Genomic DNA, 10,296 nt, shown 5'->3' with positions numbered 1-10,296 from the left:
CCCTGGTCGCGGCGGTCGCCGCCGAGCACCACCTGCCGTTCCTCGTGATCTCCGCGGGCACCCGCAACCACTTCGCCATGGATCTCGGCCTCGACCGCGCCGACCCGGCCCGCTGCCTCGACGCCCTGACCGACGGCGAGGAGATCCGCGTCGACCTCGGCGACGTCTCCGGCCGCCCCTTCGTCAACACGGTGTCCTTCGGCGTCTACGCGGACATCGTGCAGAGCCCCGAGTACCGCGACAACAAGACCGGCACCGCCCTCAACCTGATGCCGGACCTGCTGGCCAGGGAAGGCGTACAACGGCTGGAGGCGAACGTGGACGGCAACCGGCTCGCCGAGCAGCAGGCGCTGCTGATCAGCAACAATCCGTACGTCTCCCCCGACGAGCTGAGCGGCGGCGGGCGCCGGCCCCGGCTCGACACCGGGGAGCTGGGAGTGATCGGGATCAGGGTGGAGAACGCGGCCCAGGCGGCGGATCTGGCCGTACGGGGTTCGCAGGCGACGGGGCTCACCGTGACGACCGCGCACCGGGTCGAGGTGAAGGCCGGGGAGGAGCAGATCCCGGTGGCGGTGGACGGCGAGGCGCTGTGGCTGCGTACACCGGTCACCTGCTCGGTACGGCCGGGCGCGCTGCGGGTGCTCCTGCCGCGCGACCGTCCCGGCGTGCCGCAGCCCGCGCCGCCCATCGACTGGCGGAAACTGCTCGACCTCGCGTTCGGTCCCGCCGAGCGCACGGCACCGGGAGAGAACCATGCCTGACCGCGACACCGTCTCCGCCGTCCTCGGTGACCTGCGCGCGGTCGACGGCGCGCTGTACGCCGCCGTGGCCGCCACGCCGACGCCCGCGCTGGACCGGGCGCTGCGGCTGCTGTCGCACGCGGCCGACCACTCGAAGATCTCGTTCGGCGTCGCGGCGGGGCTGGCCCTGCTGCCGGGCCGGCCGCGCCGCGCGGCACTGGCGGGGGTCGCCTCGGTCACCCTGGCTTCGGCGGCGGCGAACCTGCTCGGCAAGCGGATGGTGCGCCGCCACCGGCCCGACCGGGAGGAGGCGCAGGTGGCGGTGGCGCGGCACGTGCGCATGCCCGAGTCGGCGTCCTTCCCCTCCGGGCACACGGCCTCGGCCACCGCCTTCGCCACGGCCGTGGGTGTCGTCCTGCCTCCGGCGGCGGTCCCCCTGGGGTCGTTGGCGGTGGCCGTCGGGTACTCCCGCGTCCACACAGGGGTGCACTATCCGGGGGATGTCGCGGCGGGCGCGGTGCTGGGGTTCGCGGCGGCCGCGGTGTCGCTGGCCGTGGTGCGGGGGCTGGGGTGCGGGGCGGGGAGAGGAACGGGTTGAGCCCACCTGTGGGGAGACTACGTGTGGGGAGGGCACGTGTGGTGGGGGCACACGTGGTGAGGGCACGCGTGGTGAGGCCACATGCGGCTCTCAACACACGGTCAGCAGATGGTTCCTGTTGACGACCTCGAGAGACAGCGTGCGATACCCCACCGTCTCGAACAGCACCGTCAGCCGCTCGTTCTCCTCGCTCATGACCGACCCCTGCCCCCACTGCTCGTGCCGTACGAGAGTGCCGGGCGGGAAGGGATGCTCGTCCCCCACGGGCGCCGACGAGGTCGACTCGGGTATCGGCCCGCCCGTACCGGCCAGCACGGCGGGCCCGCCCTCGGCGCCGCCCTCCTCGGCCAGTTCGGCGGCCTCACACCGGTCACAGGCGCCGCAGGACTCGTCCTGCTCGCCGCTCTGCCCGAAGTAACCCAGCAGGAACCGCCGCCGGCAGCCGGTGGCCTCCGCGTAGCCCCGCATCATGTCGACGCGGGAGCGCTCCAACTGCTGATGGGCGTCGCCCAGTTCGATCGCCCGCTGCGCGGCGTCGGCCGGTGCGGCCGTACCGGTCGCCTCCAGTTCGCCGTCCTCGGTGGTGTGCACGGCGTCGACCTGCTCCAGCAGGTTGACGACGGCCGTGAGACGGCTCGCCGTCAGGTTGGTCTCCTCACGCAGCTCGGTCGGCGGGACGGCCCCGTCGTGTTCCGCCAGCGTGCTCACGACCTGGGTGACGGTGTCCGGGTCCGGCCGTCCGGCCGCGAAGAAGCGCTGCATGCCGAGGTCCTGCGGCCGGTAGGCGAGTATCGCGCGGGCCTCCTCGCCGTCGCGTCCGGCGCGGCCGATCTCCTGGTAGTAGGCGTCCAGCGAGCCGGGGACGGAGGCGTGCAGCACGAAGCGGACGTCCGGCTTGTCGATGCCCATCCCGAAGGCGGAGGTCGCCACGACCACGTCCAGCTCGCCCGCCATGAACCGGTCGTGCACGTCCCCCCGCTCCCGTGCGGGCAACCCCGCGTGGTACGCGGCCGCGTCCAGCCCGAGCAGGCTCAGCTCCTCGGCGTACTCCTCGGCCTCCCGGCGCGTACCCGCGTACACGAGGCCGGGCTTGGCCTCCGCGGCGGCGCGTTCCACGACGGCACGCTTCTTGGCGGCGGCGTCCTGGAAGGGGACGACCTCCAGGTGGATGTTGGGCCGGTCGAAACCGGTGACCACCTCGCGCACGTCCCGCATGCCGAGCCGGCTGACGATCTCGGTCCGTACGGGTGCGGCGGCGCTCGCGGTCAGGGCCAGTACGGGGGGCCGGCCGAGCCGGTCGATGACCTGGCCGAGCCGCAGGTAGTCGGGGCGGAAGTCGTGCCCCCACGACGACACGCACTGGGCCTCGTCGACGACGAACAGTGCGGGCTCGGCGGCGGCGAGCTGCTCGACCACCTCGTCCTTGGCGAGCTGCTCGGGCGCCAGGAACAGGAAGTCGACGTCACCCTCGCTGATCCGGTCCCACACCGCCGCGTTCTCGCTGCCGCTCTGGGAGGAGTTCACGGCGGCCGCCTCCGCGCCCTTCCGGCTCAACAGCCCCCGCACCTGGTCCCGTTGGAGCGCGACGAGTGGGGACACCACGACGGTCGGCCCCGGCAGCAGCAGTCCCGGCACCTGGTAGACGGCCGACTTCCCGGCCCCGGTGGGCATCACGACCAGCGTGTCCCGCCGCTCCATCACCGCCTCCATCGCCACCAACTGCTCCGGCCGCAGCTCCTCCCACCCGAACACGTCCGACGCGCTCTTACGGAGCCGCTTCGCCGACGGGGTACTCATCATGCTCTCCCTGTGCTCCGGGCCCTGCTCAGATCACCGGAATCGGCGCCTGCGTGAGCACCCGGTACCCCGGGGACGGCGGAGTAGCGCGCCGGCGGCCCGGGAATCGGTATCGGAGAGGTGGGTCACCCAGGGGGTCCTACGAAGGTTCTCCCCCGAAGAAGTCCGCAAGGGAGGACGCGAGCGCTTCCGGAGCCTCTTCGGCCACGTGATGCCCGGAGTCGATGCCGTGGCCGCGTACGTCCGGTGCCCACTGCCGCCAGATCTCCACCGGGTCCCCGTACAGGTCCTCGAGGTCGTCCCGGAGCGACCAGAGGATCAGCGCCGGGCACTGGATCCGCCTCCCGGCCGCGCGGTCGTCCTCCTCGTGCCGCGCGTCGACGGTGAGGCCGGCCCGGTAGTCCTCCAGCATCGCCCGCACCACGTCCGGGTTTCTCGTGGCCGCGCGCCACTCGTCATGGTTCTCCTGGCCCATGCTCCGGGGGTCACCGTGGTACCAGCTGTCCGGATCGGCGTTGATGACCCGCTCGGGTACGTCCGGCTGGGCGAAGAAGAACCAGTGCCACCACTGCGTGGCGAACTCGGTCGTGATGCGGGACAGGTGCTCGGTGAGGGGCAGACCGTCGATCAGCGCCACCCGTGAGACAGCGTCGGGGTGATCGAGTGCGAGGCGTAGCGCGACACTGCTTCCGCGGTCGTGCCCGGCGAGCGCGAACCGGGCATGGCCGAGGGAACGCATCACCTCGACCACATCACCGGCAACGGCCCGCTTGGAGTACCCGGAGTGGTCGGCGGTGGGCACCGGCCCGGTGGACCGCCCGTATCCCCGGAGGTCCGGACAGACCACGGTGAAGCCGCGCCGGACGAGGAGCGGGGCGACGCGGTGCCAGGTCGCGGAGGTCCGGGGGTGGCCGTGCAGGAGTACGACGGGCGGTCCGTCCCCTCCGTGCCGGACGAAAACCCACGCCTCACCGGCCTGAACCCGGCTGGTCTCGAAGTCCTCGAACACGACTGGGCCCTCCTTCGGAGTGTCTCCCCCGCCTACCCCGCGGACCCGTCGGACAACGTGACCCACCCCATCCGCGACGAGGGAGACCAACGTCGGGTTCTCGTCGGTCCCGGTCCCGGCACGAGAGTCGTGAATCAGTGGTTCCGCTTCGCCGCCGGCTTCCTGGGGAATGCCACAACTCCCCCTGGGCACACGGATTCCAGACACACGAAGTACCGGCATTCCCCCTTTCATGGAACGGGAGTTCTCATGACCAGTTACGGTGGCCAGCCGGCCGCTCGATCCGGTTCGCGGACCAATGGACTCGCCATCGCGGGCCTGGTGTGCGGCGTTGTCGGCTTCTTCTTCCTCAACGTCGTTCTCGGCCCCCTGGCGATCATCTTCGGTATGGTCGCCACGCGGCAGTCGGGCGCCAAGGAGGGGCGCGGAATGGCGAAGGCGGCCGTCATTCTCGGCATCGTCGACCTCGTGGTCTTCGCCATTCTCATGATCGTGGCGGCGAACAACGGTGGATTCCACTGGTACGTCGGAGGCTGACGCCGAATTGAATTCCGGACGCGTACGAAAACGGGCTGCGGGCAGGCATGGACCATGACGACACTGCTCGCAGCCTTCGTGCTCGGCACCCCGGATCCCCCCGCGCTGGCCGACTTCTATCGCGCCCTGCTGGGCTGGGACGAGGTCGACCGGGAGCCCGACTGGGTCCGGCTCAAGGCCCCGGAGCGTGAACGCCCCGGTCTCAGCTTCCAGTTGGAGAAGGACCACCGTCCGCCGGCCTGGCCGTCCGGCCCCGGCGAGCAGCAGATGCAGGCCCATCTCGACATCCAGGTGGACGACCTCGTCGCCGAGACCGAGCGCGCGTGCGCCCTGGGCGCGACGGTGGAGGAGCACCAGCCACAGGACGACGTGCGCGTGCTGCGCGACCCCCACGGCCATCTGTTCTGCCTCTTCCTCCCCGGCGCCTGAGCGACGCGCACGGCACGGCCCTGCGCCCGCCGGCCCGGACTCCCCCGGCCCGGCGGACCCCGCTGGGCGGCGTTGCCCGAGGCAGACACCCGTGATTGGCTCGGCCGATGAAACTTCTGCTGACGTCGGCCGGTCTGCGCAACGAGAGCCTGAGGGATGCCCTGCGGGACATGCTGGGAAAGCCGTTCGGGTCGGCGAACATCGTGTACGTCCCCACCGCGTCCATGGCCGAGTCCGGCGACCACGGATGGCTTCTGGCCGACATGACCCGCGTGCACGGCCTCGGCTGGCGGGAGTTCGACATCCTGGAACTGAACGGCCTGCCCGGACGGTTGGTGCTCGACCGGCTGCTGCGGGCCGACGTCATCCATGTCGGCGGCGGCAACCACTACCACCTCGCCCGCAGCATCACCGGCAACGGCCTGGCCGACGGCTTCCTGGAAGCACTGGACGACCGGGTCTACGTGGGGCTGAGCGCGGGCTCGATGGTCCTCAGCCGGCATCTCACCGAGCACTCCGCCGACGTCCTCGGGGACACGGCGGACCTCCGTCTGCTCGGCGCGACCACCGTGACCCCGCCCTTCGGCCTGCTCGACGCGTACCTGAAACCCCATCTGTACTCGCCGGACTTCCCGGAACGCGACGACGCCTGGGCGGATCGCATCGTCGCGCGGGCGGACTTCCCGATCTACTTCATCGACGACGACACGGCGCTCCGCGTGCGCGACGACAAGGTGGACGTCGTCTCGGAGGGCCGGTGGCGCTTCCACCCGTGACCGGCCCCCGCTCAGCGCGAAGCGCCCAGCAGGCGGAGCAGGCCGTCCGCGCTGTCCGTCCTCCCGTCCCGGCGGAAGCCGTCGGCGGTGCACCCGGCCAGGACCCGGCCGGACGTGAGGCACCACTCCCACCACCGGTCCAGCGCGGAGGTGTCGAGTCGTTCGGCGGGCAGCAGCGCGGGCCAGCCGCAGGCGCGCGCCTGCGCGGTGACCTTGGCCCCGCCCGCCACGGGGTCGACGGCGAGGGCGGGCACCCCGGCACGCAGCGCGAGCACCAGGCCGTGCAGCCGGTCGGTGACGACCAGGTCGCAGCGCGCCAGCACGCTCCCCAGTTGCCCGGAGGTCGTGCACAGCCGCCAGTCGTGCGGGTCCAGCCGGGTCTCCAGTTCCAGGCAGGCGCAGTCCCGGCCGTTCAGCCAGCGCGTGACGGACTCTGCCACCCGATCGTGCTGCCTGCGGGGGCCGTACTCGTGCTGGCCGTGCGTGAGGACGACGCCCACCACCGGGCGCGCCGGCGGGACGGGCGCGCGGGCCGCCAGGTCGAGGGTGGGGACGGTGTCCGGGGCGTCCCGCGCGAGCACGTGGTGGAAGCCCCGCACGGCGGGTTCCGCGGCGTCGAGGACGGAGTTCCCCACGGCGATCCGGACACAGTCGCGGTACCGCCGGTGCAGGTCCTCTACCTGGGGTCCGTGCGCGGGGCCGCAGACGAAGAGCAGGTGCGAGTAGTCCTCGGGGCGGGTGTCGTCCAGGGAGGGCCCCTCCGGCCGGAAGCCGGGACTCCAGGCGATGTCGTGCGGTACGGCCGCGCCGCGCAGCAGTTCCCGTACCCGGTCCAGCGCGAGCAGGTCACCGGCGGTCGCCTCCCCGTGCAGGAAGCTGAACCAGCCGGTGACGAGAAGGCGCAGCGCGCCGGTCTCAGCCGTTGCCGAAGACCGCCTTCTGCACGTCGTTGGGGCCGTCGAACCGTTGCGTCCCGGCGTGCTCCAGCTTGTCGACGACCTTGTCGTCGGCGCCGTTGCTCCGGGCCACGGAGACGAGGTCGTCACGGCTGGCGGGGTAGTCGGCGCCCTTGAGGGCCTTCTGGAGTTCGATCGGGCTCATGTCGGCCATGGTGTCCTCCTGTCGGGGCCGGCGCAGTCGTCCTGCGCGTCCTGGCGCCGAGTACCCCCCGAGGGCGACGGAGACCCGCCGTGCCCGCGGTTTCCGGAAACAGCGGAAGGCCGGTTGCGGATTTCTCTGTAACCGGCCTTCACCTGCGACTTCGTAAAGTCGGGACGACAGGATTTGAACCTGCGACCCCTTGACCCCCAGTCAAGTGCGCTACCAAGCTGCGCCACGTCCCGATGCACTCACTCGCGGTGACCCGCGTGATCGCGCGAACAGCACTTTACCCCACGTACGGGACTCCTCCGAAGCGGGTTGTGGACGGGGAGGGGCAGAATCGGCGGCATGGCAGACGCGGAGACGGGCGGAGACATCGGCGGACGGGACCGGGACACCGAGGGGCGGGCGCGGAACGCCCGGCCCCGCGACGGGCTGGGGCGGCCCTTGCCGTACGGGTCCGACGGGGTCGAGCGGCAGCCCGAAGGGGTCGTACGGAGCCCCGACGAGACGGTCGCGGAGGCGCAGGCGCTGCTGGACGCCGGGAAGCCGTTCCACGCCCACGAGGTGTTCGAGGACGCCTGGAAGTCCGGCCCCGCCGCCGAGCGTGACCTGTGGCGCGGCCTCGCCCAGATCGCCGTGGGCCTCACCCACTCCGCCCGCGGCAACCTCACGGGCGGTCCCCGACTCCTCCGCCGGGGCTCCGCGGCGGTGACCGCCTGGTCCGAGCAGAACCGGCCCGACCCCTACGACCTCGACCTCCCGGGGCTCGCGACGTGGGCCGTGGACCTGGCAGGGCGGGTGGAGCAGACCTCCGCCCCCATCGACGCGGGCGCCGAGGGACCCCGTCTGCGACGCGGCTGACGGGCGCGGCCGGCCGGGCAGGACGCACCTGGCGCTTGCCACCCGGCCGCCGGAGGCCCTGCGGACGGGGGTCAGCGTGTCACATGGTGCCGACGTGACCTCGGGGGCATGCTGTGGGGCACCCGCGATCGCGGGGCAGCCGACAGAAGGAGTCACGCGGGTGTCATCCCAGGGCGTTACGGTCGTGGCTCTCCTGGCGGACCCCGACGCGCCGACGGACATCGCGCGGCGCCTGGCCCGGACCCTCCCCGACCGCCTCGCCGAAAAAGCGGGCGACGGACGGCGGTTCGAGGTCCGCGTGGTCAGCGAGCCCTTCACCGCGGGGACGGAGGACCTGTCCACCCTGGTGCGCCGGATCATCGACCGTGCCAGGACGGAGGACTGGGACATCGTCGTGGCCATCACCGACCTTCCGCTCCACGTCCACGGGCGCAAACTCGTCGTGGAGCTCAGCCACGAACATGGTCTCGCGCTGCTCTCCCTGCCCACGCTGGGCGGCCTGCGCCTGCGGACCAGGGCGGCACGGGCCGTCGAACAGGTCGTCCTCACCCTGGCCGTCCCGCAGACCACCGGAACCGACGGACATCCGCGGAGCCGGCCGCTGGGACACTTCGTCAGCCGTCTCGCCCCCATCCACCCCGGCCCGGTCGACGAGGACGAGATCGCGGACCTCCGGTACGTCGTCGGGGGCCCGCGCGGCTACCTGAGAGTGCTCGTCGGCATGGTCCGCGCCAACCGGCCGTGGCGCCTGGTGCCGGGTCTGTCCAAGGCCCTGGCGGCCGCACTCGCCACCGGGGCGGTGGCCACCGTGAACTCCACCGTCTGGAGCCTGTCGCAGGCCCTGAGCACCCCCCGCCTCGTGATCGCCACGGTCGGGTCCGTCGCCATCATGATCGGCTGGCTGATCGTGGACGCGCAGCTGTGGCATCGATCAGCGAACGCGCTGCCGGAGGAGAGGAAGAGGACGAGCCTCTACAACGCCTCGACCGTCTTGACCGTGGGTATCGGGGTGATCGTGTGTTATGTGGGACTGCTGGCCGTCAACTTGGTCTGGGCCCTGTTCATCCTCAACGACAAGGTCTTCGCCACCACGACCCGGAACCCGCTGAACGCCACCGACTACTGGACGTTGTCCTGGTTCGTCGCCTCGATCGCCACGGTGGGCGGCGCGCTGGGATCGGGCCTGGAGAGCGACGAGGCGATCCGGGCGGCCGCCTTCTCCAAGCGCGAACAGGAACGTCGGGACATGCTTCAGGACGACGACGATGACGCGGACCGGTCGGAGACCTGAGCCGGAGGTTCGTCGGCGGTCGGCGGGTCGGCGGCGCCCGGAAATTCAGCCGACCGGGCGGTGAGTGGCGGTTTCGCGCCAAAGGCCGACGGGGACCCGGACGGCACGCCGCCGGGACGCCGAAGCTCCCTCTGGCGGCTCCACGGCGGCACCGCCGTTCCACCCGATCCGGGTGAACGGCCCGCAGCGACGTGCCGCGGTCGTACCGCGGCCGAGAGAAGCCATCATGAAAGCAGCGGTATATGAAGGACCGCGAACGGTAGCGGTGAAGGACGTACCGGACGCGAAGATCGAACACCCCTGCGACATCATCGTCAAGATCACCACCACCAACATCTGCGGTTCGGATCTGCACATGTACGAGGGCCGCACCTCGTTCGAGCCCGGCCGCACCTTCGGACACGAGAACATGGGCCAGGTCGTGGAGGTCGGCCCGGCGGTCCGCAAGGTCCAGGTCGGCGAGTACGTGGTGCTGCCCTTCAACATCGCCTGCGGCTTCTGCAAGCAGTGCGAGCGAGGACTCACCAACTACTGCCTGACCATGCAGCCGGAACCGGCCCTCGCCGGAGCCGCCTACGGATTCGCCGACATGGGCCCCTATCAGGGCGGCCAGGCGGAGCTGCTGCGCGTGCCCTACGGCGACTTCAACGCCCTGCGCCTCGGTGAGGACGCCGCCGAGCGCCAGACCGACTACGTGATGCTCGCCGACATCTTCCCCACCGGGTACCACGCCACCGAGATGGCCCATGTCAAACCGGGCGACCAGACCGTCATCTTCGGGGCCGGTCCCGTGGGACTGATGGCGGCCTACTCCGCCCTCCTCAAGGGCGCCGGGCGCGTCTGGGTGGTGGACCACCAGCCCGACCGGCTGCGCAAGGCGGAGGAGATCGGGGCCATCCCGGTCAACACCGCCGAGCAGGACCCGGCGGAGGTCGTCAAGGACGCCACCCTCGGTCTGGGCGCCGACAACGGCTGTGAGTGCGTCGGCTACCAGGCCCATGACGCCCAGGGACACGAGGACGCCAGCCTCACGCTCAACGGGCTGATCAACTCGGTCAGGTTCACGGGCGACATCGGCGTGGTGGGCGTGTTCCTGCCCGAGGACCCCGGCGGCGAGAAGGCCCAGAACGAGCTGGAGGCGCACGGCAAGGTCC

General features: G+C 71.6%; 12 protein-coding genes and 1 tRNA gene. 8 read left to right on the top strand and 5 right to left on the bottom strand.

All coding sequences use genetic code 11. From position 1 onward, the window contains the following. Window positions 1-761 (top strand): diacylglycerol/lipid kinase family protein (locus CCN33_RS20120; protein WP_279628186.1); only part of this gene is annotated, 761 nt, incomplete at its 5' end. After that, entirely contained in the window at window positions 754-1,338 is a 585-nt protein-coding gene (locus tag CCN33_RS20115; protein WP_086694965.1) for a phosphatase PAP2 family protein, read from the top strand. The genes CCN33_RS20120 and CCN33_RS20115, both read left to right, overlap by 8 nt. A 90-nt stretch (window positions 1,339-1,428) precedes the next feature. Here the strand turns inward: CCN33_RS20115 and CCN33_RS20110 are convergent, their stop codons facing one another. Together CCN33_RS20110 and CCN33_RS20105 are read right to left on the bottom strand one after the other, a co-directional pair. Further along, window positions 1,429-3,135, bottom strand: coding sequence for a RecQ family ATP-dependent DNA helicase (locus tag CCN33_RS20110; RefSeq protein WP_086694964.1), 1,707 nt, complete (start codon window positions 3,133-3,135; stop codon window positions 1,429-1,431). A gap of 139 nt (window positions 3,136-3,274) precedes the next feature. Further along, complete coding sequence (locus CCN33_RS20105) at window positions 3,275-4,144, bottom strand: alpha/beta fold hydrolase (RefSeq protein ID WP_086694963.1); 870 nt, start codon at window positions 4,142-4,144, stop codon at window positions 3,275-3,277. 249 nt (window positions 4,145-4,393) lie between these two features. Here CCN33_RS20105 and CCN33_RS20100 point away from each other — a divergent pair, with 249 nt between their 5' ends. From CCN33_RS20100 to CCN33_RS20090, 3 genes are all read left to right on the top strand, one after another. Then, a complete protein-coding gene (locus CCN33_RS20100) occupies window positions 4,394-4,681 on the top strand; it encodes a DUF4190 domain-containing protein (RefSeq protein WP_086694962.1) in 288 nt (95 codons plus the stop codon). Window positions 4,682-4,735: 54 nt separating this feature from the next. Then, window positions 4,736-5,110, top strand: coding sequence for a VOC family protein (locus tag CCN33_RS20095; protein ID WP_086694961.1), 375 nt, complete (start codon window positions 4,736-4,738; stop codon window positions 5,108-5,110). Between the two features lie 107 nt (window positions 5,111-5,217). Further along, entirely contained in the window at window positions 5,218-5,886 is a 669-nt protein-coding gene (locus tag CCN33_RS20090; protein WP_086694960.1) for a Type 1 glutamine amidotransferase-like domain-containing protein, read from the top strand. Between the two features lie 11 nt (window positions 5,887-5,897). Here the strand turns inward: CCN33_RS20090 and CCN33_RS20085 are convergent, their stop codons facing one another. The 3 genes from CCN33_RS20085 to CCN33_RS20075 form a co-directional block, all read right to left on the bottom strand. Continuing rightward, complete coding sequence (locus CCN33_RS20085; RefSeq protein ID WP_086694968.1) at window positions 5,898-6,791, bottom strand: polysaccharide pyruvyl transferase family protein; 894 nt, start codon at window positions 6,789-6,791, stop codon at window positions 5,898-5,900. Window positions 6,792-6,801: 10 nt separating this feature from the next. Continuing rightward, complete coding sequence (locus tag CCN33_RS20080; RefSeq protein WP_086694959.1) at window positions 6,802-6,996, bottom strand: DUF2795 domain-containing protein; 195 nt, start codon at window positions 6,994-6,996, stop codon at window positions 6,802-6,804. A gap of 159 nt (window positions 6,997-7,155) precedes the next feature. Continuing rightward, window positions 7,156-7,229 (bottom strand) — tRNA-Pro (locus CCN33_RS20075). A 106-nt stretch (window positions 7,230-7,335) separates the two neighbouring features. On the opposite strand from CCN33_RS20075, the gene CCN33_RS20070 reads away from it, so the two are divergent. The 3 genes from CCN33_RS20070 to CCN33_RS20060 all read left to right on the top strand — a co-directional run. Continuing rightward, window positions 7,336-7,851, top strand: a complete 516-nt coding sequence (locus CCN33_RS20070; protein ID WP_086694958.1) for a DUF309 domain-containing protein — start codon at window positions 7,336-7,338, stop codon at window positions 7,849-7,851. A 184-nt stretch (window positions 7,852-8,035) separates the two neighbouring features. Continuing rightward, the gene (locus tag CCN33_RS20065) at window positions 8,036-9,142 is read left to right on the top strand and encodes a BolA family protein (protein WP_167387907.1); all 1,107 of its coding nucleotides are present in this window, start codon (window positions 8,036-8,038) and stop codon (window positions 9,140-9,142) included. A gap of 226 nt (window positions 9,143-9,368) precedes the next feature. After that, window positions 9,369-10,296, top strand: a 928-nt coding sequence (locus CCN33_RS20060) for a glutathione-independent formaldehyde dehydrogenase (RefSeq protein WP_086694966.1), incomplete at its 3' end; no start/stop codon positions are given.

It is taken from the genome of Streptomyces recifensis, from assembly GCF_002154615.1.
Classification (GTDB): Bacteria; Actinomycetota; Actinomycetes; order Streptomycetales; family Streptomycetaceae; genus Streptomyces; species Streptomyces griseoluteus.
This window is presented reverse-complemented; position numbering and strand designations above follow the sequence as displayed.